Annotated in this window: 23 protein-coding genes and 2 pseudogenes; 13 read left to right on the top strand and 12 right to left on the bottom strand. The window is 40.2% G+C overall.

The annotated features are described in order from the left end of the window. The first annotated feature begins 11 nt into the window (after window positions 1–11). The 6 genes from AC0L6R_RS04825 to AC0L6R_RS04800 all read left to right on the top strand — a co-directional run bounded on the left by AC0L6R_RS04825 (window position 12) and on the right by AC0L6R_RS04800 (window position 5,056). A complete protein-coding gene (locus AC0L6R_RS04825; protein WP_473270163.1) occupies window positions 12–1,244 on the top strand; it encodes a sulfatase-like hydrolase/transferase in 1,233 nt (410 codons plus the stop codon). Window positions 1,245–1,284: 40 nt separating this feature from the next. Next, a complete protein-coding gene (locus AC0L6R_RS04820; protein WP_473270162.1) occupies window positions 1,285–1,518 on the top strand; it encodes a hypothetical protein in 234 nt (77 codons plus the stop codon). 187 nt (window positions 1,519–1,705) lie between these two features. Then, the gene (locus AC0L6R_RS04815) at window positions 1,706–2,047 is read left to right on the top strand and encodes a PadR family transcriptional regulator (protein ID WP_473270161.1); all 342 of its coding nucleotides are present in this window, start codon (window positions 1,706–1,708) and stop codon (window positions 2,045–2,047) included. After that, window positions 2,037–2,282: a permease prefix domain 2-containing transporter gene (locus AC0L6R_RS04810; RefSeq protein ID WP_473270160.1), complete on the top strand. Its 246-nt coding sequence runs from the start codon at window positions 2,037–2,039 to the stop codon at window positions 2,280–2,282. Before AC0L6R_RS04815 ends, AC0L6R_RS04810 begins: the two co-directional genes overlap by 11 nt. Continuing rightward, window positions 2,276–4,642, top strand: a complete 2,367-nt coding sequence (locus AC0L6R_RS04805) for an ABC transporter permease (RefSeq protein WP_473270159.1) — start codon at window positions 2,276–2,278, stop codon at window positions 4,640–4,642. Before AC0L6R_RS04810 ends, AC0L6R_RS04805 begins: the two co-directional genes overlap by 7 nt. 60 nt (window positions 4,643–4,702) lie before the next feature. Continuing rightward, entirely contained in the window at window positions 4,703–5,056 is a 354-nt protein-coding gene (locus AC0L6R_RS04800; protein WP_473270158.1) for a SpoIIAA family protein, read from the top strand. 58 nt (window positions 5,057–5,114) lie between these two features. Here AC0L6R_RS04800 and AC0L6R_RS04795 read toward each other — a convergent pair whose 3' ends face one another. After that, a complete protein-coding gene (locus AC0L6R_RS04795) occupies window positions 5,115–6,920 on the bottom strand; it encodes a hypothetical protein (protein WP_473270157.1) in 1,806 nt (601 codons plus the stop codon). Between the two features lie 234 nt (window positions 6,921–7,154). Between AC0L6R_RS04795 and AC0L6R_RS04790 the strand changes: the two genes are divergently transcribed. The 4 genes from AC0L6R_RS04790 to AC0L6R_RS04775 all read left to right on the top strand — a co-directional run bounded on the left by AC0L6R_RS04790 (window position 7,155) and on the right by AC0L6R_RS04775 (window position 9,421). Next, the gene (locus AC0L6R_RS04790; RefSeq protein WP_473270156.1) at window positions 7,155–7,418 is read left to right on the top strand and encodes a hypothetical protein; all 264 of its coding nucleotides are present in this window, start codon (window positions 7,155–7,157) and stop codon (window positions 7,416–7,418) included. Window positions 7,419–7,509: 91 nt separating this feature from the next. Then, the gene (locus tag AC0L6R_RS04785; RefSeq protein WP_473270155.1) at window positions 7,510–7,824 is read left to right on the top strand and encodes an RNA polymerase sigma factor; all 315 of its coding nucleotides are present in this window, start codon (window positions 7,510–7,512) and stop codon (window positions 7,822–7,824) included. Further along, on the top strand, window positions 7,773–8,033 hold the full coding sequence (locus tag AC0L6R_RS04780; protein WP_473270154.1) for an RNA polymerase sigma factor: 261 nt from the start codon (window positions 7,773–7,775) through the stop codon (window positions 8,031–8,033). The genes AC0L6R_RS04785 and AC0L6R_RS04780 overlap by 52 nt, the downstream gene beginning before the upstream one ends. A 59-nt stretch (window positions 8,034–8,092) precedes the next feature. Then, window positions 8,093–9,421, top strand: a complete 1,329-nt coding sequence (locus AC0L6R_RS04775) for a hypothetical protein (protein ID WP_473270153.1) — start codon at window positions 8,093–8,095, stop codon at window positions 9,419–9,421. 776 nt (window positions 9,422–10,197) lie between these two features. Here AC0L6R_RS04775 and AC0L6R_RS04770 read toward each other — a convergent pair. Further along, complete coding sequence (locus AC0L6R_RS04770) at window positions 10,198–10,899, bottom strand: DUF4397 domain-containing protein (protein ID WP_283412904.1); 702 nt, start codon at window positions 10,897–10,899, stop codon at window positions 10,198–10,200. A 372-nt stretch (window positions 10,900–11,271) separates the two neighbouring features. Beyond that, window positions 11,272–11,766 (bottom strand): DinB family protein, encoded by a 495-nt coding sequence (locus tag AC0L6R_RS04765; RefSeq protein WP_283412903.1) that lies wholly within the window; start codon window positions 11,764–11,766, stop codon window positions 11,272–11,274. A 280-nt stretch (window positions 11,767–12,046) separates the two neighbouring features. On the opposite strand from AC0L6R_RS04765, the gene AC0L6R_RS04760 reads away from it, so the two are divergent. Beyond that, the gene (locus AC0L6R_RS04760; RefSeq protein ID WP_473270152.1) at window positions 12,047–12,997 is read left to right on the top strand and encodes a helix-turn-helix transcriptional regulator; all 951 of its coding nucleotides are present in this window, start codon (window positions 12,047–12,049) and stop codon (window positions 12,995–12,997) included. 41 nt (window positions 12,998–13,038) lie between these two features. On the opposite strand, the gene AC0L6R_RS04755 is transcribed toward AC0L6R_RS04760, so the two are convergent. Beyond that, entirely contained in the window at window positions 13,039–13,479 is a 441-nt protein-coding gene (locus AC0L6R_RS04755; RefSeq protein ID WP_473270151.1) for a DinB family protein, read from the bottom strand. Further along, the gene (locus AC0L6R_RS04750) at window positions 13,463–14,215 is read right to left on the bottom strand and encodes an NAD(P)-dependent alcohol dehydrogenase (RefSeq protein ID WP_473270150.1); all 753 of its coding nucleotides are present in this window, start codon (window positions 14,213–14,215) and stop codon (window positions 13,463–13,465) included. Before AC0L6R_RS04750 ends, AC0L6R_RS04755 begins: the two co-directional genes overlap by 17 nt. 846 nt (window positions 14,216–15,061) lie before the next feature. On the opposite strand from AC0L6R_RS04750, the gene AC0L6R_RS04745 reads away from it, so the two are divergent. Beyond that, a complete protein-coding gene (locus tag AC0L6R_RS04745; RefSeq protein WP_473270149.1) occupies window positions 15,062–15,709 on the top strand; it encodes a hypothetical protein in 648 nt (215 codons plus the stop codon). Window positions 15,710–16,110: 401 nt separating this feature from the next. Here AC0L6R_RS04745 and AC0L6R_RS04740 read toward each other — a convergent pair whose 3' ends face one another. The 7 genes and pseudogenes from AC0L6R_RS04740 to AC0L6R_RS04710 all read right to left on the bottom strand — a co-directional run bounded on the left by AC0L6R_RS04740 (window position 16,111) and on the right by AC0L6R_RS04710 (window position 22,210). Then, window positions 16,111–16,557 (bottom strand): DHH family phosphoesterase, encoded by a 447-nt coding sequence (locus AC0L6R_RS04740; protein ID WP_473270148.1) that lies wholly within the window; start codon window positions 16,555–16,557, stop codon window positions 16,111–16,113. A gap of 41 nt (window positions 16,558–16,598) precedes the next feature. Further along, window positions 16,599–16,781, bottom strand: coding sequence for a hypothetical protein (locus AC0L6R_RS04735; RefSeq protein ID WP_473270147.1), 183 nt, complete (start codon window positions 16,779–16,781; stop codon window positions 16,599–16,601). A gap of 1,148 nt (window positions 16,782–17,929) precedes the next feature. Further along, window positions 17,930–18,058 (bottom strand): hypothetical protein, encoded by a 129-nt coding sequence (locus AC0L6R_RS04730; protein ID WP_473270146.1) that lies wholly within the window; start codon window positions 18,056–18,058, stop codon window positions 17,930–17,932. A gap of 75 nt (window positions 18,059–18,133) precedes the next feature. Then, window positions 18,134–18,331 carry a hypothetical protein gene (locus tag AC0L6R_RS04725; protein WP_473270145.1) on the bottom strand — a complete coding sequence of 66 codons (198 nt, stop codon included), beginning with the start codon at window positions 18,329–18,331 and terminating at the stop codon, window positions 18,134–18,136. An 11-nt stretch (window positions 18,332–18,342) separates the two neighbouring features. After that, complete coding sequence (locus AC0L6R_RS04720; RefSeq protein WP_473270144.1) at window positions 18,343–19,335, bottom strand: glycosyltransferase family 39 protein; 993 nt, start codon at window positions 19,333–19,335, stop codon at window positions 18,343–18,345. Window positions 19,336–19,493: 158 nt separating this feature from the next. Then, window positions 19,494–20,837: a sensor histidine kinase gene (locus AC0L6R_RS04715; protein ID WP_473270143.1), complete on the bottom strand. Its 1,344-nt coding sequence runs from the start codon at window positions 20,835–20,837 to the stop codon at window positions 19,494–19,496. Then, a pseudogene (locus AC0L6R_RS04710) lies at window positions 20,827–22,210 on the bottom strand (sigma-54-dependent transcriptional regulator). Before AC0L6R_RS04710 ends, AC0L6R_RS04715 begins: the two are co-directional and overlap by 11 nt. A gap of 186 nt (window positions 22,211–22,396) precedes the next feature. On the opposite strand from AC0L6R_RS04710, the pseudogene AC0L6R_RS04705 reads away from it, so the two are divergent. After that, window positions 22,397–22,739 (top strand): annotated as a pseudogene (locus tag AC0L6R_RS04705) (FKBP-type peptidyl-prolyl cis-trans isomerase); the annotation flags it as partial.

Below are 22,739 nucleotides of genomic sequence, written 5' to 3'. Positions count from 1 at the left end.
CGTCATATTTCATGAATTCATTATTGAAAAAACACTTCTCTTTTCTATCCCTGGTAGGGTTTTCCCTTTTAGTGTCCTGTGCCGGAAAGCCAAGTAGGGAGGAGGTTTCAGAAGATAAACCAAACATCCTAATTATCTATACAGATGATGTAGGGTATGGGGATATTTCCGTTTATGGAGGTAAAATCCCTACTCCAAATATCGATAAGTTAGCTGCTGATGGCTTACTATTCTCCAATGCCTATGCGTCAGCTGCAACTTGTACTCCTTCTCGTTATTCCCTGCTTACCGGTGAGTATGCTTGGCGAGCAAAAGGACGAGGAGTAGCAGCTGGAGATGCTTCTGCTTTAATCCGGCCAGGGTTTGAGACATTACCCTCAGTCGTTCAGCGAGCAGGTTATAGAACGGCTGCGATTGGGAAATGGCATCTTGGCCTTGGTGGTGACGAAGGGCCTGATTGGAATGGGGAGTTGAATCCTGGCCCCTTGGAAATAGGTTTTGACTATTCCTTTATTATCCCAGCTACAGGAGATCGGGTTCCTACGGTATTTGTAGAAGATCACCATATTGTTGGATTAGATCCAGCGGATCCGATTTCCGTAAATTACCGTGAGAAAATAGGAGACGGCCCTACAGGTAAGGATAATCCTGAGCTCTTGAAAATGATGTGGTCACATGGGCACAATCATAGCATTGTGAATGGAGTCAGCCGTATTGGTTATCAGACCGGTGGGGAAGCAGCTATGTGGCGAGATGAGGACTTTGCACAGACTTTTGTAGATAAGGCTACGGATTTTATCAAAGCAGAATCCGATAAACCATTCTTCATGTACTTTTCTACCCACGATATTCATGTACCTAGAATTGCTCACGAGCGCTTCCAAGGAGCTACTGATTTCGGTCCAAGAGGCGACGCAATCGTTCAGCTAGATTGGACAGTAGGTGAGCTGATGAAACTGCTGCGAGAGCAGGGTTTGGAAGAAAATACGATTGTGATTTTCTCCAGTGATAATGGACCAGTATTAGATGACGGATATGTGGATCAGGCGAGAGAATTGATCGCTGATCACGACGCTGCGGGAGATTTGAGAGGAGGAAAATACAGTGCGTTCGAAGCTGGAACCCGAGTGCCGTTTATAGTAAAGTGGCCAAAGTCAGTCAAGGCTGGGGCTACATCGGATGTACTATTCAGTCAGGTGGATTTGTTGGCTTCCTTCGCGGCAGTGAATAATATTTCTTTATGATTCTGCTCAGGCTATTGATACAGAAAACCACTGGGAAATATTGATCGGAAAAGAGAGGCAAGGTCGGTATGGCTTAGTACAGGAAGCACTTTTCAGCAATTTAGCTGATGTCCGAAATGATGGTTATAAATTCATTCCAGGAAATACTGGGCCTGACATGGTGCCTTGGGGACCGATTATTGAAACAGGTTTTGACAAGGAAGATCAACTGTTCAATATTAAGCTTGATCCTAAAGAAACAAATCGATCTGATCTACTTCGGAAGCTGAAATAATGGCAAAAATGAAGGAGGAATTAGAGGAGATCGTAAAGAAAAACTAATTCAGAATTTATAGTTTACAATGAGTTTTGGAAGTACTACTTCAGTAATGAGGTAGTCTTTTTTATTTTATACCCATTAATTCTACAAATATGAAAGTAATAGATTACATTTACTTTTGTAAATAAAATAGATTACGAATATGAAAGGTTATCATTTGGGTGAATTGGAAGAGTTGATTCTTTTGACTGTAGGGATTTTAGATCAGGAAGCTTATGGTGTTTCCGTATTGGAGGAAATCAAAAAGCAGACAGGAAGAAAGGTTAACATTTCGGCTATTCATACGGTTTTGAATCGTCTGGAGGATAAAGGATTTCTCAAATCAGAAATGGGTGGGGCAACTGAAGAAAGAGGTGGTAGGAGAAAACGATTGTTTACGCTGTCTGCTACGGGTCGAGCGGCTATTGAAGAAGTGAAAACTCTTCGAAATAAAATGTACGACCAGATTCCGCCGCTTGCTTTAGACTTTTCCTATGGACACTAAACAAAAGCATTTTCCGCCCAAATGGCCTGACCGATTTCTGGAGTTCTACTGCACTCCCAGTCGACTGGAGCAGATTCAAGGAGATGCTTATGAGATTTTCTACATGAATCTGGAAGAAAGGGGCTCGCTTTCGCCCGTTTTAGATTTTTTATCCATGTACTCAGCTTTTTCAGATGGAATAATATCAAAAAGTCCAACTCAACTTATCAATCCTATAATCAAGGTGCTATGCTGAAGAACTACTTTAAAATTGGCTGGAGAAATCTAGTTAAGCAAAAAGGAACCACATTCATCTCTGTGTTTGGCCTTGCCGCTGCAGTGGGATGCTGCATGGTGGCTTACTTGTTTATAGCAAATATTTGGTTCAAAGGCCTTCACCAGCCCAACAAGGATGAGATTTATCAACTGACCTATACCGCTGAAGGCGAGAATGGGTTGGTTACTTATGGATCAGTAGGACGCCCACTAGCAGAGATGATTCCTGATAAGTTGAACATGATTCAGCGGACTACCCAAGTGATGCGCGACTTTCCTATTTTGATTCAAAAGAATGAAAGTTACAATCAACGTTCCTTATATGTAGATCCCACATTTATGGAGATGTTTGTGTACCGAATGGATTACGGATATCCGGGCGCATTGGATGATCCAAGTCAAGTGATTTTGACCCATGAACTTTCAGAGAAACTTTTTGGTGATACACATCCGATAGGACAGGAGCTTTCCCTGGTGACAAATGGGGAGGAGAAATTATACAAAGTCGTGGGAGTGTTGGCTGATCTGCATGATATGGATATGTTCACCTTTGACCTCTTGGTTAATATTGAGACGCATCCTGTTTCTACTGTTGATATCCCGCTTAAAGATAGCTGGAGAGATGAATTATGGACTTTTGTCCAAGTGGAGAAGGGAGCTGATATTGCACAAATGGAATCGGAACTTATTGCATTGACTAAGATTCAAAATGAAGTCAATCCGGAAAAGCCCTATCAGAAACTAGAATTGGTTGCGTTCTCTGATTTGGTTTATAAAGTGGGTGAAATTGAAAATGGTGTCAGAGATTTTTTAGGGCTGGGGCCACAGATACTGCTTGGTGCGATAGGGTTATTCATTCTTATTCTCGCAATTTTCAATTACGTCAACATTTCGGTGTTAATGGCTTCCAAAAGACTTAAGGAAATTGGTATTCGAAAGGTAATAGGTAGTAGAAGAAGCCAGTTGGTATTCCAATTTTTGAGCGAAAATCTGATGGTCTGCTTATTTGCCATGATTTTGGGTTGTTTGTTAGCTGGCTTTATTTTCCTTCCAGGTTTTAATGAAATAGCCTCCAAGAACCTGAAAATTGATCTGCTTGGAGATCCGTTTATCTGGATGTTTATGGGCGGTATGTTAGTGTCTATTACCCTCATTTCCGGTCTTTATCCAGCGATCTATGTGTCATCTTTTAAGCCTATCAACATACTAAAAGGCAATCAGAAAATAGGCAGTAAAAGTACTTTTACCAGTGTATTGCTCACTTTTCAATTTACCTTGGCGATCATAAGTATTGTAGCCGGAATTGCTTTTGTGCAGACAAACTACATCAATTCGAATAGGGACTGGGGATACGATAGTGCAGATAAAATCATCGTGAATGTGCCAAATCAGGAGGATTATTTGCCACTTAAAAACAAGCTTTCTGCACTTGCTTCTGTGACAGAAGTTAGCGGAAGTCAGGATTATGTGGGAAATTGGATACGGGAAGAAGTGTTGGATTTTGGCAAAGAAAAGCATGAAATAAGCCTACTAAATGCAGAAGCTAATTATCCTGAACTACTGGGTCTGCAGCTCAAACAAGGCCGCTTGTTCAATTCTGATTTAATTTCTGATACGCAGGAATCGGTTATTGTGAACCAAACTTTCTTAGATCAACTGGGACTGGAATTTCCTCTGTCCGAAAAGATAACGCTCGACAGTGTGAACTATACAGTCGTAGGTGTGGTGGAGGATTTTCATACGATTTTCTTCCAAAGTGCTATTGACCCCATGGTTATCAGAGCTTCTCCAGACACGACATTTAACTACCTTACCCTCCAAGTGACAGATGGAAGTGCTGAGACGACTATGGCATCTGTCAAAAAGATTTGGCATGAGACAGTTCCTAGAGGACTTTTTGAGGGAAAATTGCAAACCGAGGTATTTGAGCGGGAATTTTCAGATGTGGAGGGAGTAAGGAATATTCTATTATTCTCGGCCATTCTTGCCGTCCTATTGGCAGCGCTGGGGCTTTTTGGATTGGTTTCCTTGAATATGAATTCGCACATCAAGGATTACTGTGTCAGAAAGGTTTTTGGAGCCGATATGGGAGATTTGTCTGTGAAATTGTACAAGCGTTACCTGATTATTTGGGGAATTGCAGGAGTATTAGGAGGAGCTTTTTCTATCCTGATTATCTCTAACTTTCTAGATAGTTTTTTTGCTTTCCATTCTGGAGTGGGCGTTTTGCCAATAGGTACTGGTTTGGTGCTTCTATTGCTGGTAGTCGCAGGTACTGTTGGTTCGCAGATTTGGAAAATAGTCAAAGCGAATCCAGCCGTCATTCTTAAATCCGAGTAAGTATTCTTAGATATTATTGACCGATAATCAAAACAGCCTCAATCGTTGTTAGTAAGGTAGATGGAGGTAAATTATTCTATAGAAGAAGGGCTGCTACGTTATGTGATCGATGGAGTCATCACAGTTGATGACACGCGCGAGTTACAGATAGCGAGAGATAAGCTTGCTGCCAATAAGACTATAAAAGTTTTGGCAATCGTAACCTCATTCAAGGGTTATGAAAGCCTAGAAGCATTCAAAAATGCCATTTACGGAGACATTCACATGCTACCAAAGCTTTCCAAATACGCGATGCTTACAGACAGTTTCTGGCTAAGCTTCCTAGTGGCTTTCTTAAATAGCTTGATGTGTAAAAGTAAGCTGAAAGCATTTTCTTTCCGTGACCGCAACTTGGCAGAATCATGGCTCGATTAGCTTTCAGCTTTTCTTGGTTATCTGGGTTAAAAATGATTTTTGAAACAGCTCGAGTACGTTACGTAAGACTAGCCTCAACTGGCTTACTTAAGAGTTCTATTTCGCTTTTAATTTTTGAAAATTGATCAGACATTTTTGCAAGAATTGCACTTGAATCTACTTCTACTTTGTCGATCAATTCCTGATAATATTCTACTCCTTGGATCAGATTGTTTCTGAATTTTTCTAAGTATGCATCCCTCTTGGCAACCTTCTCTGTCACCTTGTTTTCAAATTCCTTTTTCAAATAAGTGACATATAATTGGAGCTCTTTCACTAGAACATGTGGTCGGTCAGTATCGACATTGAGGCTTAACTTTCCATAGATGTGATCTACCATTTCTTTTAGTGAGAAAGTGCCTTTGAAATAAGCTAGGTTTGGCCCAGGGCAAATCGTAACTGCCTTAAGATTTCTACGCGGCGTTTCTCCTGCTGCTAAAATCGCCGGTGCGCTGAGGCCTTCGCAAAGACAGTCTTTTGCTTTCACTTTTTCCATCTCTTCACATCCAAATTCACCTGTTTCAAACTGCTTAGATTTTAAAATTTGGTATTGTCTGGAAGCAGTGCAAATGGGCTTAGCTGTGAACTCAGAATTATTGGAGAGGAACTTTTTATAGCAGGGACTTCCTGTCCGATTATTTTCAATTCTCTTCATGCGCTGCTCTTCTCCGGAGGATGTTCGGAGGTTATTGAAAGGCACGCCGAGAGGAGATGCATCGCTGAGGTAATAGTCAGATTTTTTGGATTTGAACAAGCGCTCCAGGGTGTCTTCATCTACAGAAGTAGCCTCGGGGACCAAAAGAAATGGACTGCCCCAACCCGTTCCATCGAGCTCATAATACTCGCGCAAGAAGGAATCTTCGCTTGCCGTACCGATTCCACCTTGGTAAGTTATCCTGAAAGTAGGGCTTTTTGAAAGTGTGTTTAACTCTTTGCTTTCCAGATATTTTTGGCATATTTCATAAAGTGTTTGAAAAAGCTCATTTCTGTTGCTTTTGAACTCCTCTAAAATCTGTCCGATCAGAAATCCATCTGTAGCAAAAGCGTGTCCGCCACAGTTCAAGCCTGACTCAATTCTGAATTCCGAAACCCAAAGACCTTTCTTTGCCAAGAACTTTCCTTGGATCAAAGCTGATCTATAGTCACTCACTTTTAGGATAATTCCTTTCGAAATTTCACCAAATTGATTCGGGAAAAACTCAGGGAATTGTTCTGCATAACTGTACAAAGCAGGGTTCATACCTGCGGAAAATACTACGGATCCATTCGCTTTGCTATGCGCAAATCCTCTTAAAGCTGACAAGGCATCCGAGTATTCCCTCGGCAATTCCTTACCTGATTTATCAGAATTTATTTTGTCTACTTTCGTCATGATGTTCACATCTACAGCTCCCACATTCATCATGGATTTGAACTCCTCTTTCAGATGGAATTTTTCAGACTCAGGACTGCTTTCTATTTTTTTTACAAGGTTTAGGATAGGCGATTCTTCTGGTAGTAGGTCGAGATATTTTCGGAATTCTGTATTGGTTTCCCAGTCTTCATTCACCAATTTATTGAATTGCTCTTCTACGATTGATTGAGTCAAATTAAGGTAAGCAGTGATTCGCTTTGCCCGGTAGTCATCTTCTGTATCCGAGATCGGAATGAATTCCCTCACATATTTTTTCGAGTAGATTTTGCGCATGTCTTCCAGCAGGTGATCATCCATTATGGAGACTACACTGGAGATCCCATACTTGGCTACTTTGATTGGAGTATCTACTGTATATCCAAGTCCCATTACAGGTATATGGAAGCTATGTGCGGAGCTATAATTTGGCATTTTGATCGATCGGAATTTTACTAGATTTTGAAAAAGTAAAGCTAGCTTTAGCAGTTTTTCATTAGTCTGTTAGAACTCAGTGAACGGAGTGACTTTTATCAGTTTTGAGATTTGGAAAGGTTTAGTCGGCCTAAATGGAAGAATTAATTTTTTTATTTTTCAGATCACCTCCTAAAATAATTCGGCTCAGGTGTAGCGTATTCCCCTAGCTTTCCGTCAGGGTAATAAAGCAAGATGAAAACACTTCTAAAGATCTATCTGATATTGATATTTGCGAGCAGCGCACTAAATGCTGGCTCGGATAATGACTCAATTGTTAAGGGATCTGGAATTAGGATGGAAGGGGCTAGTTTTGTTACTACATCTAGCTATCCTCAAAATTTGGAGGGAATAGCAGATTGTATGAACTCCTCAGGAAAGAATGTGTATAATAAAGCAGGAGAAGCTTTGAGGGAGAAAGAATCAGCAACAAAAGTCGGTGAATTAGTGCCGAGATGAATAGCTAAAAAATGAAAATTCCGACCCCCAATTGGGTGTCGTAAACCATAGATTAATAGGTTTGAATTGAAGTGGACTGATCAGGAGCTGATTGAAGGTTGCAAAACGACGATCGGCTAAGTACGAAGAAGTATTCTATAAAAAATACTATGGCTATGTCATGGGTATCAGTCTGTCCTATTCTAAAGAAAAGGCCTTGGCCGATGAGATTACGAATGACTCTTTTATGAAGTTTTTCGGATCGATCAAGAAGTTTGACGACTTCCAGTCTGTGAAAGCTTGGCTACGTCGCATCACAGTAAACACCGCCATTGACTATTTCAGGAAGCAGAAGAAATTTCAGATCAAACCGATGTGGCGGAAGAAACTGGAGTGTTTCATGAGGTTAATGCGCTTCAGGATCTAGCATTTCAGGACATCATCAATCTAATTAATCTATTGCAGGAAGATCACAAAATGGTTTTCAATCTCTACGAGATCGAAGGCTATAGTCATAAAGAAATTGGCGAGAAACTAGGCTTGACGGAAAGCTCTTCCAGAGTCTATCTAGCGCGGGCAAAGTCTGAGCTTCGCAAATTAGTATCATTACACTTGAAAGAATATGAAGGAAGATAAGCTGGATAAGGAAATCGCTGCTTCCCTTAAAAAGAAGTTGGTTGAAGCCTCTGTGCCCTATGAATTGGGAGCTTGGGAAGCTTTTCAGAAAAATGCGTGCAAAACGCAAGCGAAAAGCTATTGCCTATTGGGCGACAGGAGTTGCAGCCTCTCTGTTATTAATAGCAATAGGAATTAGTTCGGTTGATTTACCTTTAAATCTTAATGAAAATGCTCGTGAAGTTCAGGTAGCAGATAACACAGATATTAGACAAGAAATTACTTCCAAGCAATTGCCTACTAAGGATTCTGCAGGAGAAAAGTCGATTCCAGAACCCGGTATTGAATCGAATTCAAAAAATCTAAATAAGACTCCAGCAAAGACTCCAGCAATAGGTGTAACTCCTTCAGAAACTCTTACTCCAGAGGTTCGAGATGCAGAAGACAAAACCTTAGCGACTGTTCCTGAGATTGAACAAAAGTCAATTCTGACTGAAAAAGCTACGATTTCTCCTGAATCACCTGCACTTGCTAATCAAAAAGTAGTTGCACAAGTACCTGAAAAACCAATTGCGAACCAGCCCGAGCAAGCACTGATCACCAAATTGCAGGAAGAGAAAAATGAAGAAACTTCGAATTCTTCCCTTGTAATAAAAGCACCTGAGAAAATTGCACTAGCTCAAGCTGAAGAATCTGAGACAACTCCACTGAAAAAGGAGGCTTTTGTAGCCGAAAGTGATTTCCCAGTAATAGAAAAGGATAAAACGTCAGTAGGACTTGGTATGGGTTTATCTCCGGGATTTGGCGCCGTCCAAAGCGATAATCAGGTTGCAACCGCTTCTTCTATCGGACTGGGAATGCTAGTAGATATAAAATTACCTGGCAAACTAACCTTGGGTTCTGGATTAGGCTTGAACTACTATAATCAAAATGCGAAGCAAGAAAGCATGGTAATGTCTTTTGGGAATAACTATCCGCAGACGGAGAAACTGGAAGTACAACAGATGCAGGTAGAAGTTCCGGTATTTGTTAAATATCCTGTGACTAGAAACAATTCTGTCTCTGTGCAGGCTGGTTTTTCTAACTTTTATTCGCTCAATGGAACAGCATCTCAAGAGTTCACGGTACAGAAACAGTTGGCTTTTTATGCGAACGATGCGATGGGTAACTCCTCCGTTTCTCTCCGTCAAGAGGCTGTGGTAGAGAACAATTCTCTAGAGTCCAAAAGTGGTAGGTTTTACCCCTTTGCTACGTTGAATTTTGGAGTGAATCTGCGAGTACTGGAAACAAAAGGCGCCAACTATGTGATCATGCCTTTCTACAATTATCAATTGAAGCAGGTCTCAGGTTACGGAGATACCTATGGATTATTTGGAGCGAGTTTTAAGATGAATTTTGGAGGAAAGTAATTGAGTCACTATACTTTTGATCAGGTACACCTTCTTATCCTACAATTTTAATCCTTTAGAAAGTTTTAAAATTTGACTAATTCTGAATATCTGTTTCAGATCTCAACGATTAATTATATGATTATCCGTAATGATGCCAGCACCTTAGATTCTTTGCTTGTCAGTTGGAATACTTCCCGATAGCTACCGCAAGACCGAAGACTCTCACACTGTCGTGACAGGCTAAGGTGGCCTCAGTTCTTAAGTTTACATATCTTACATAGCTTTTGGCACCTTACTGGAAGGATAGTGGATATACATAGTAATTAAATAGCACCAGATTTAGACTTGGTGCTATTTTTATTTATGCAAGTTTTGATTTTTATACTGTTTTGAAGTGGCGCTCTGATGAGGTTTTTGTCTTACCACCTGAATGTTACTTTTGAAGCTCTTTCTCAAGCAGGGCTTTCTATTCGAGCTCAAACGATGTTTAAACCTTTGATTTAGGCATCTCAAAAGTTGATTTGTTTACCCTATCAACGTTTTTATGTTTCCTTAACCGGGCAGGGGAATGGGAATGAATGCCAGTCTAAAGGGTGAGGGCTGCTTTTAAACTCAATTTCTCACGCTACCTCAGAAACTACAGATAATTTTAATGGAGCTTCGTGTGCCAGAACTACTTGTTCTTTGGGTCATCTTTTCTTATACGACGTTATTTCAAGAAGGGAAAATCATAAAAACAAAAAAATCCCGACCTATAGAGATCGGGATTTTCCATTGTGGGGTATGGGGATTACTTAGTAATCTATATAGTTGGTTAATAATTGCAAATCAAGTTTTTTAGCATTCTCTGTGGACTGCTTGTAGCCTCTAAGAACCAGCGTATAAACTCTATTTCCTATCAATTCTACGTTTGTTGCGGTAGCAAGTACTTCTCCCGTGGCTGAAACTACTGTTAGCTTATAAGTGTCTGAATCCAGACTTTCGAACTCCGAATTTGATTTGAATGCAATCCCTTCGAAAAATGGATCAACTACCTCATCAAGTTTCAGCGTTACCGCGCCTGCATCGGGGGATAGGTTAATCATTCGGATTTGTGCCTCATCCGCATTTGGTTCAGACCAATCGTCATCTACCAATACAGCATCCAATTCATCTTGATCTTCCAGCACAAACATGGAGTAAACAGAATCTACTTTGATTTCATACTCTTTTTCCAAAAGGGAAGTAAGAGAGTTTGGATCTGAGAATTTGAATAGTCTATCTCCAGGAAAGAAGTTTTGGTAGGCCAAAACCTCCTTGTATTTAATAGGAAAATTATTCACCTGATTTTGATCAGCATAGACTATGACGCCAGCATTGCTTGGAGCGCCATTATAAATAGAAATGTAACCCGCATCTGGGTAGTCCAGCATGTCGTCGTCATTATCCAAGCAGCTGGTTAATCCTAATGTTCCGGCTAGTAATGCTACTGTCGCCAGTGATTTTAAATTCTTCATTGCAAATGAATTTACACTCATCATACGATTTTGTTGGTTTTAGTTTTAAATCAATACCAAGACGCATGAGGTGATCTTTTCGCTACAGAAGAATTGATAATTTGAGTAAGTGTATTGGTTTACAAAGCATTATGTTTTATAGAATATTATTATCCGCAAAGATGCCAGTCACCTTAGATTCTTTTATTATCTGGTAGGATGACAAATGACCGAAGCACTGACGGGACAGGCTGAAGTGGCCTCAATTCTTAAGTTTAACATATCCTTTTTCGCTTTTGACTTCTATAACTGGCACAAAAGCGGATGTACATATTATATAATTTTAGGAGCGGTCTGTGTTTCCACAAACCGCATAAGGCATAGCTATATAGATTAATACTGCTCCCAGAAGTTAGGAGGCGTAATTCCTAGTGCCCGCAAATAAACATAACCTTGTCCGCGATGGTGGATTTCATTGTCCATTACATAAAATAGAATGCTGTAGCCTGTACCTTCATATTGCCCAAAGGCAACTACCTTTTCTTGGAAGTTTTTGATGGATATTTGCTTCCAGTACTTTTGGATTTTCTCAGTAGATTCATCCCAACTGGCCAAAAGATCTGCTTTAGTGGTGAGCTCGGATTTTTCTTCATCAAGTGTGCTCCATTCTCCCGTTGCCACTCCTTTTGCGGTAGCACCATCCATAGCTAGCATTTCTTTCGTTAGCTGAGCATATGTTCGCATGCCACCTATGGTAAATTCAAAAAGTTCTTTTTCCGGAAAGGCGTCCAAAACTCTGCGAGTAACCTTACGCTGTCCTAGCCATTGATTTAGCAGTTGATCTTTGGTGATGAGTTGAGTCTCATTCAATGTTTCTGTAGTTTCCATTTTCTCTATGTTTTGTTTAAGAATACTCAAATAAACAACTGACTTGTGTCAGCCCTATGTCAGTAGGATTTTGGTATTTCCGAGAAATTCTAAGTTTTTTCAAGTTTCTTTACATTCTCAGAAGTTAACTTTTCGTGCCTCCACTTTCTTACCAGTAAATAGCCAAAAGCAACATAGGATTGGGGAAATTCAGGAGTTGATGTGCTTCGGTCTTCCGGCCAGTTGAGGAAAGAGAAATAGGTAACTCGCAAAATTCAGATAATCAGATTAACTCTTTTCCATGAATCGAATAGACAGGCTAACTGCCATTCTTACTCACTTGCAATCCAAGCGAACTGTCAGGGCTTCGGAACTCGCTACTCGTTTTGGAGTAAGTTTACGCACGATCTATAGAGATGTGAGATCGCTCGAGGAGTCGGGAGTGCCAATTATCGGTGAGGCAGGCCAGGGATATTCCTTGGTAGAAGGATACAGACTTCCGCCGATTATGTTTACCAAAGAAGAAGCATTGTCTATGCTGGTTGCGGAGAAGTTGGTGGAAAAATCGCTTGGTGAGCAGAGTAGCAGGTTTTTCAAAGAAGCGCTTATCAAAATCAAAGCTGTGCTGAAGTCTTCCGAAAAGGATTTGCTAGTGGAAGTGCAAGACACAATACAAGTGCTAAAGTCAAATCCATCCCAAGTAATGGATAAATCCAGCAAGGCATTTCACACAGTACTGGAAGCTATTTCCATGAAAAAAGTGCTTTTGGGTTCCTATGTTACCTTTGATCCGGAAAAGAAGACAGAGCGAGAATTGGAGCCAGTTGGTATGTTTCACTCCTTTGACCAATGGTATTTGATAGCCTATTGCAGATTGAGAAATGATTACCGCACCTTTCGATTGGACAGATTTAGTAAGCTTGTGGTTTCGGAAATTTCTTATTCCACGGCCAAGCATCCCACATTGAAATCCTATTTGGACCAGGTTTCCGCTGAACAAAAGCTTCATCAAATCATTCTGAAAGTTCCGGATGGAGCTATGAAATACCTCGCAAATTCAAAGTACAATTATGGATTCGTCTCTGAAGAGAGAGTAGGAGACATGACAGAAATTACTTTTATGAATTCATCCATTGAGGGATTTGTGCGGTGGGTGATCTCGCTATCTGATTTGGTAGTGGTGAAGCAGCCATTAATACTGAGAAATCGGCTAGCCGAATTGATTGAAGAAATCAAAACAATGCAGGGATAGGGTCTACTTGCAGCATGTCCTTTGGAAGAATTTCCCGGGTTTTATATTTTGTAGTAAATGTAATCCGTGATCATTGGAGCAATTCCGTTTTGCCGTAGGTCTGAAATCAATTGCCCTTTGTGATGAGTAGAATGATTTGAGATATGAAATAGGATTTCTTGTACTGAGTTCTCAAATTCTCCACCGCTACTATTCTTGTATTTTATTCGTTTGCCAAAATCGAATTCTGAAATAATCAGCAAGGTGTCCTCGAGGTTAGAATCATCTAGACTCTTACAAGTTTCAAGGTTGTGGAGCTGGTGCACACCCAGTGGAGTCTTTCCTAGAATTCTCGAATTCCAAATCTGGTTTGCATTTATGTTGTGAGAAAACAGCGGAATAGTCCTTTCTGATAGACTGTCTTTATTTTCAATAAAAAGCGCCACCAACTTTTGGTTAAAATGATGATGGTATTCGAATATGTCTTTAAATAACTCTTTCATTTGCTACGTTGATTATCACATTACCAATTTTCTTACCTGAGAGGACATATTCGTACGCTTTAGCTATCTCTTTCAGGGGATATTCCCGATCGATGAGTGGTTTGAAAACACCCTTTTCCATTTTGGATTTGATATCTGGAAGTGTAAAAGTCAACGGATAGGGAATAGGGAATTTGACTTTTTTGCCACCAATAAGAGGAGTGAAGATTGAGTAGAAGATATTTTGGGAATGCGGTCCCAATTCTGAAGAAATGTAGGTTCCATTCTTTTTTAATATAGGCTTACATTTTCCAAAAGTACTTTTGCCTACCGTATCAAACACAATATCATATTTTCTACTACTTCGCGTAAAATCTTCTTTGGTATAATCGACAACTTGATCAGCTCCCAGTGAACGCATCAGTTCAATGTTTTCAGTACTGCAAGTTGCTGTGATTTTCACATCAAAAGTTCTTGCAAACTGTAGTAAAGCAGACCCAATTGCACCTGTGGCACCATTGATCAGGACTTTTTGTCCGGAATGAATTCCAGATTTAAGAATAAATGAATGTGCATAATGGGCACCTTCCAGACTTGCCACAGCCTGCGCGAAATCAATCTGCTCAGGGATGACAATGAGGTTGTCTTTTGGCTTCAAGGCCATGAATTCAGCTTGTGATTCCAGTCCCATATCTGTAAAACCAAAAACGCGTTGGTTGACCTGAAATGAATCAATGTCCTTTCCAGTTGCAACCACCACACCAGCGAAATCAGTACCCAGGACTCATTTTTCGGGGTTTCGTCAAACCTAGCATTAGGTGCATGATAAAAGGCTTTCCAGTCAAATTAGCACAATCTGTTCGGTTCACCGTGGTAGCAAAAATCCGTATTAGAACTTCGTTGTCCTTAAGGGTTGGTTTCTGGATTTCTTCAACTTTGATTACATGTGGTGAACCGTATGATCTTCGAATGGCGGCTTTCATGGGATTGTTAATTAGAAAAGAATCTTAAATCTTAAGATCGGTATTTTGAATTTATTTTAATAAAATGAGGGTTCATGATTTCACCTTTTATCAATTTAAATTGAAAATTTCAAGGACTCTTTGAAATCTTACTGAGAAACCCTAAGCCTATTTCTCGTCAAATACTTGCTTTCTAATTGCGGGCTTTCCATAAATCTCAATGGTAAACGTTGAGGATTTTATTCCCGAAGTGGGGAAAAACCATCACGAGTGCCAATCTGAAGGTTCACACTATTTTAAAAATTTCTGTTGCATTTTTAACAGGGAGTAAAAGAAGGTGAATTGAGTTCTTCTCTTGAAAAAAAACTAAATATTGGTTTAGGGCGGTCTTCTTGACTATTTTTGCTTCAGATTTAATGTAAAAGATTAAGTCGTTGTTTGAATTTTTATCCGTCTGGAGCCAAAATAAATCTAAAAACAAGTTGAGTCTCCTATGGAATGGCATTTGCGAAATTTATACTGAAAACCAAATACAATAAAATTGAAAATTATGAATGTTAAGATATTAGGTACAGCTGCTGCGGCACTTTTGATTGCGGTAAGTTGCCAGCCGAAGAGAGGCAGAAAATGAAGAAGTAGTCATGGAGGGAACAGAAATGACTGCTCCGGCAGCGATTTCAATTGAGAAATTCACAGATTCTCCGGCATATGCTTCGTCTTCTTTAACTCTCAAAAATCCTTCTAACACAACTATTGCAAAAGCTGGAGAAGTTGATTTTGCTTTTGACGTGAAGGACTACAATTTGGGTGAAGTAACTGAGCGTAATGGAATGGCTGGTAATTTGGCTAATTCTGATAAAGGTCAGCATATTCACTTTATATTGGACAATGAGCCATATTCAGCGCACTATGAGTCTGAGTTCAAAAGAGAAATGCCAGAAGGAACGCATTACTTGGTTGCTTTCTTGAGCAGATCATATCATGAGTCAGTAAAGAATTCCAATTCTTTTATTGCCAAGAAGATGGTTGTTGGAACTGCCAGTGATGATATGAATGTGGATTTCGACAAGCCAACGATGATTTACAGCCGTCCTAAAGGAGAGTATACTGGAGCAGACACGGAGAATCTATTATTGGATTTCTTCTTGTTGAATACTACACTATCTGAAGATGGGAATAAAGTAAGAGCAACTATCAACGGTCAGGAATTTATGATCACAGAATGGGCTCCTTATGTAATCAAAGGTCTTCCAAAAGGTGAAGTGACTGTGAAATTCGGAGATGCTTGATGCTCATGGAAACTTGATTCCAGGTCGATTCAATGAAGTAACCAGAACAGTGACTTTGAAAGACTAATTAGCACTAAAAGCCACCAAAGTAAAACTCCCTGTGATTCATTTCGCAGGGAGTTTTTTTTATGCGGTTTTCATAGCCTCGCCGGGTCGTAAGGTTTGAGGTATTTTTCTGACCTCCGAACTTTTGATTATTTGTTTTTTTTTCGCAATCAACACTAACCTATAGGATAAGAAAATGATGAAAGCCGTAGAATAGCTCAGACTATCTAAACAGGAAAATACGCAGGAATTAGGCCTTTGATTTTATCTATAGTCTCAGGCATAGAGAGTTCACTCATTCCACCAGCCAGCGTTTGCATGCCCGCCTCCATCGAAATGGGCTGCCGCTAAGGTGTTTACAGGATTTTCTTTTCCTTTCGATGGAAAGACATCATGATAATGCCATCGCGTTCAGAAAGCATAATGGCTACTTTCATTCCTTTGATGGATAGAGCAAGGTTGGCAAGACTGTCAGTATCTCCTTTTTTGTAATCATAGGTGGCCAATTCCTCTTTAGTCAAGGGAATAATAGCAACAGAATACTCATTCAAAATCTCCATCTTTTGGGACATTGCAAATCCTTGAAGTCTAAGTCTACTTGCTGTATTGGTATCGTTCAGGGATTCATGAATCAGATGATGTTTGACACCGGCAGCTAGCAATTTGGCAAGGACTTCATGAGTTCGTGGTTTGACGGAATTAAATCGAAAGCTACCTGTGTCAGTCAGAATTCCTACGTAAAGAGGAGTTCCAATTTTTTCATTCAATAAAGCTTCATTTCCTGACTGCTCAATTAACTCCACAATCAATTCTGCCGTGGAGGAAGCAGATGTTTCGGAGATCGTTAGAGAGGTGAATCCTTGCGGATCAATAGATGCTCCATCGAATCATGATAAGTGTGCAGGTGGCTGCTTCTAGCAAAACCTGCAAACTCCTTGCCCACTCGGTCCGTAGAATTATAGTCTAGGCAAAAAATTAAATCTGCGGCTATAAATGCTTCGGTGACCCTTTCTTGTTGCTTATCCATCGTGATGATGGGTGATAAGTCTAGGAAATGTAGAACATCAGGCGCGCTTTGTCAGGATGGCAGATAGTGGCCTTTTTCCCCAAGCTTTTCTATAAAATGCAATAGTCCCAAAGAGGAACCGACAGAGTCACCATCGCCTGATTTGTGGGCGGTAATAAGAATATTTGAAGACGCCAAGATGGCCGCCTCGATTTGTTTGAACTTATTCATGAAAGGGATTTGTTCTGCTTCTAAAGAACGAAAAGGTGAAATTCTTCTAGCCACAAAGGAACAAAAGAGAAGAGGAAAAATAGTGGTATTGTGTTTTTAATTCCCAGCTAGGCTATTTTCACCCACGAGGATTTATCCCAGATCGATAAGTTGATTAACTACTTTCTCAAATCTAAAATTTTCATCGACCGCGGTTAACTCTAATTTTTCAGGAAAAGTGTATAAATAGGAAATCAATTTCTTGCATCTGTTTGGCTTCAAACATCGCTTTTGTAATACTTCCTAACCCCGTTTTGGTATAGAATAATGAGTTTTTACAGCGCCATCGCGACAGAGTATATTTTCTGGCGTATTATTCTCTGTCTGGCAAGTTGGATTGAATAATCAATTCAATAAGTTCATTATAGATCTCCTCAGGCAGTTGACCAGTAAAATTCCCAAGGGCAGCTTGGCTGAGTCAATCTCATAAAAATTTTCATCCTTAAAATAGTTTCCAGAGAATTTCACTGTGCTATCCTCAGAAATCTCAGAGATATGCATGACAGGGCAATTTCCATAGCAAGTGGAAGTATGAAAAATTAGTTTGGTGAAGTTAAAAGTACTGTCAATAAAGGTTTTATTTTCTGGAGAACCGAAAGTGAATCCCAGTGCTTGCTTCTCAGTAGTACTGTTTTCTTTTTGATGAATTCACTATACCAAAAGTGAGCTGAGCAAGCAGTGTGAAGGTAATGCAAAAAGGCATATCGCATAGGAAAGAAATTAGTTTCAAGAAGATGACGAAAACTTTCGCTGGGTTTGCTACCTCAGTTAACTGTTTTTAACTCCATTCTTTTATCTTCAATTTCAGCTGCTAAAATTGCATTGATATCAGTTTTAGCTCCTAGTAATAAGTGTATCGAAGTTTCCGAATTCTCTAGCATTCCGATCAGTGATAGATCCTATTTTTTCTGACTTTTCAAAAAGAGAATTCTCTCCCGTACGCTAATTCCATCTTCCACTTCTCTGACCAAAATCACGTTTTTGATTTCCCTGCTTAGATCGATCCAATTGACGTAATCAGCATTCATAGTGATTGCTTGAAGACCTTTGGTTTTAGTGTAAAAGTTAATAGCTCCAGCTTGGCCATAATTGGCCGCAAATAATTACCGTGTATTCATCCGAAGGCGCTTTGGAATAAGCGAGGTCGACTTTTCTTCTGCCAGTTCTTTCCGCCCCAGCATATCTGCAAAATCCTGTGGCAAGTCATCAATTTCGCCATCTTCCCATCGGTTTTCCATCAGGTCAGGATGTCGGGATTGTACTCCTTTTAGGTATTCCGGATCTCCGATAGGATAGGTCATCGGCGCTGAGACTACAAATAGGCTAAATGGGAATAATCATCGCCACTGGCTTCAGGTACTTTCCCCAGCTTTTGCTTAGCACATGTGAAAGATAAATCAGCACCAAAAGCAAAGTGAATTGGGTACAGGCCGATTGCATAATAGTTTTTTGCCTTGAAAAAGGTAAATATGGCTAAGGTGAAAATGGTAGTCCAGAAGAATACCTGATACTTTCGAAACGGAGGATGTTTGAAATAAGAAACAAAAGCCAGAATCAACACGAAACTCGATCCGAAAAAGAAGAAAAATTGCTCTGTCAAAAAGTCCAATCGATTCACATTGACCAATTGATACTTGCTGAGCATTCGCATATGCCAAAGTACAGGGAAGTCGTTTTGCAATTGCCAAATCAGGTTAGGTAAGGCGATTAAAAAAGCCAAACCAAATGCTCCATACAAATTTGGGTTTTTGAAAATCTTCCGATCTGAAGTCAGAAATAAAGCTGGTATTAATCCAAAAACTTGAAAAGCGATGTTGTATTTGTTCAGAAAGCCAAACCCGACCCCAACTCCCAACCAATACAGCCATTTATTTTTACCCGTTTTGATATAAGAGAGCAAGGAATAGAACACAAAAGTCCAAGCCAGAATATCAAAGGAATTGGGTTGGAAAAGGATATTCAATCTTGCTAACGCTGAAAAGATCAGGCAAATCGCCGCTAAGGACTGTGCATACAAACTGCCTCCCAGTTTTTCAATTGCTTTCCAAATCAGGGTAATTGTCAGTGCCCCAAAAAGGGCCGGAAAGAACTTTACCCAAAACTCAGTATTGCCCAACAGGTAAATCAAGTAAGAAAACCAGGATGTCACAGGTGGGACCGAAATATATCCCCAAGCCAGATGATGAGCTTGATCGAGGTGCAGGTATTCATCCCGATGCAGGTCGTATCCAGAATCGATTAATAGGTATTGCACTACAAACTTGAGCAGGATGAAGCCGAATAAAAATAAGTTCCGTTGCGACATGGTATTGAAAAATGGTGGATGAGTTTGATCTTATATTCCTGTGGTCTGTGGCACACAGACCAAGGTTTTAGGTTTGATTGACGTGGCTTATGAAATGTTTATGAGTTTAAGGTTTAAATTCCTTCAGCCTTCTTATTTTATCTTTCTGAATTCGAGACTTACCCGTTAAAAATCAACTTAAAAGTTGTCCCTTCACCCTGAGTGGAACGCACTTCAATATTGCCTTTGTGACGTCGCATAATCTGTTTGGATAAACTCAAACCGATTCCAGAACCCTTGGATTTGGTAGTAAAGAATGGTATGAAAATCTTGGAGAGTGCTTCCTCTTCGATCCCTTTACCAGTGTCAGCTACTTCAAGTATTATTTTCCCAGCTTCATCAATAAATGCCCTTAGGATTATTCTCCTCACTTCAGAATCTTCCACAGCCTGAATAGCATTCTGAGTAAGGTTGATCAGCACTTGCTCGATCTGAGTTTGATCGCCAAATAGGATGAGTTCTTTAGGGTTAATTTCTTTGATCAATTCTATTTGATGTGTTTCTATCTGGTTTTGTAATAAAACCTCTAACTGGTGGAAAAGCTTTGCGATAGCAATACTGCTGAACTTTGGAGCAGGAATATGCGCCAAACTTCTAAAGTCAGATACGAAGCTGATTAGTCCTTGACTACGCTTTTCTATCGTACTAATCCCCATCAAATAATCCTCCATTTCAGAAGGGGTGATTTGCTCCACCTGTTCGATTTTGCTTTCCATTTCACCTTGGATTGTTCCTGCCAAAGAAGAAATAGGAGCGATGGAATTCATGATCTCATGAGTTAGGATTTTGACCAAATTTTGCCAAGCTTCCATTTCTTTTTCTTCGAGTTCGGACTGAATGTTTTGTAGGGAAACCAATTTGAATTTTTCGCCTCGCATCAATAATTCAATCACATAGACTGAGATCTGCATGATGCCGTCCGGATGGGCAATTTTGATCAATTCACTTCCTCCAGTACGGAGATTATTGATGGCCAGGTGTAGTTCTTTATTTATTCCTTCGATTTCCCCGATGTTTTTCAATTCCTCTACATCGAGAATTCGTTTGGCAGCAGTATTCACAATTTGAATTCCGCCATTTTCTCCAAAGGTGATAAGTCCTATACTCAGATGTTTGAATACTGATCTGAAGTATTGGTAGTTCGCTTCCTTCTCAGCTTGATCTTCTTTAAGCTTTGCGAGAATCGCGTTGAATTCTATATGCAAGTCATCCGTTTCTGTCCCATCAAACTTCACAGGATAGAGTTGGGAGTATTTATCCTGCTTGATGTTGTCGAGGAAAACACGCACTTTCTTGAAGGATCCTTCGGAATAACGGAGCAAATAGATAATTTGAAATACGACCAAAACGAGGAGTAGGGAAATCATAAAGACTCCCCAACTATCGATCATAGCGTAGGCAAGAAGAAAAAGAGAAGCTGCTAGAAAGGCGATTCTCCCAAGTAAGCCAACTTTATAGTCCATATTTTTCCAGCCTTCTATACAAGGATGCTCTGGTCAAACCAAGTTCCTTAGCTGCTTTAGAAATGTTACCGCCATTTTTATCAATAGCCCGCTGAATGGTTGTTTTCTCCATGTCGTCGAGATTCAATGTGACTGAAGTTGGTGCTTTGTCAGAAGCTGGCTTGGCAGAAAGGAAAAAGAAATCTCTTGAATCCAAAGTGTCACCTTCAGCCATAATGATGGCACGTTCGATTGCGTGCTGAAGTTCACGGATATTTCCAGGCCATCCGTAATGCTGCAAAAGGTCCATACCAGCGGTAGTAAAGCCAGTGAAGTTTTTGCGGTATTTCTGACTGTAACTTTTTAGGAAGTGATTGGCCAAAATAGGAATGTCATCCTGACGCTCGCGAAGTGGTGGTAAGAAAATCTCTACCGTGTTGATTCTATATAATAAATCCTGGCGGAATGCATTTTCAGAAGTGTTCTCGTGAATAGGCATATTGGTAGCACAGATCAGACGAATGTCAACAGGAATGGCTTTGTTGGTACCTATTCTAGTCACCTCTCTTCGCTGCAAAACAGTTAGCAGCTTGGATTGAAGCGGCAATGATAAGTTTCCGATTTCATCCAAAAATAAGGACCCTTGATCAGCAACTTCAAACCTACCAGCACGATCATCTTTGGCGTCCGTAAAAGCTCCTTTTTTATGTCCAAAAAGTTCTGATTCAAATAGGGTTTCGGTGATGGCACCCATATCTACGCCTACAAAAATCTCGTCCTTACGAAGAGATCTATCGTGAATTGCTCTAGCAATCAGTTCTTTACCTGTTCCGTTTTCTCCCAGTATCAAGACATTTGCATCGGTCTGAGCCACTTTATCAATAATCGAAAAGATATTCTTCATTGAAGCACTTTGGCCGATGATGTCGGTGTAAGGCTTCTTCATGTCCGTCTGCATCTGTTTTTGCTTTTTCTGCAGCTTGTCTACTTCGTTGTAGCTTTCTTTGAGCCGGATAGCAGCCGATAGGGTAGCGATCAACTTCTCATTTTGCCAAGGCTTTAATATAAAATCTGTCGCTCCTTCTTTTAGCGCTTGCACAGCCATTTCCACATCTCCGAACGCTGTAATCAGGATGACTACAGCTTTTGGATCTATCTCTTTGATTTGCTTCAGCCAGTGGAAACCTTCCTTTCCTGAGGTTGTGTCTTCACGGAAGTTCATGTCCAACAGGATCACATCGTAATTATTGTTGTTGACCAAAAAAAGGAATTCTACGTGGATCCTTTTCTATCATGACTTCTTTGGCGTGCTTCTTTAAAAGCATTTTGGCGGCAAATAATAAGTCTTCGTTATCGTCGATGATAAGAATCTTGCCTAAATCTTGAGTTTCCATAGGTTAATCGTTTCGTCTTGAGTCTGGCAAAATGATGCCAACCCTAATATAAGGCAATAGGATGGGTTTTTGAGGGGGGAGTGTTTTCCCAAAAGTGTACGCTTTTATACTAAAATCGGACATTAGTGTCGGATTTTCTCCCTTAATAGATTTTTGTAACTTTGTCCTTTACTAAAAAATAAGACTATGCAAGCTAAAAAAGGGGATGCAGTTCAAGTGCATTACACTGGAAAATTAGAAGATGGAAGCGTATTTGATTCTTCAGCAAATCGCGAACCGCTAGGATTTACCTTAGGCGACGGAAATATGATTAAAGGCTTTGACAACTCCCGCAGTTGACGGCATGAAGTTGGGCGAAAAAGTTACTGTAACAATTCCAGCTGCTGAAGCTTATGGAGAGCGCAGAGATGATATGATGATTGATGTGCCTATCGCACAAGTGCCGGCTGATATCAAGCCTGAAATCGGACTTCTCTTTGACTCTTCAGGGAGGAAATGGTCAGCCTATGCCAGTAACTGTTGTTGGTGC

The sequence above is a fragment of the Algoriphagus sp. 10J20-15 genome, assembly GCF_055809615.1.
The sequence above is the reverse complement of the archived record's forward strand: the minus strand, read 5'-3'. Positions and strand labels throughout refer to the sequence as shown.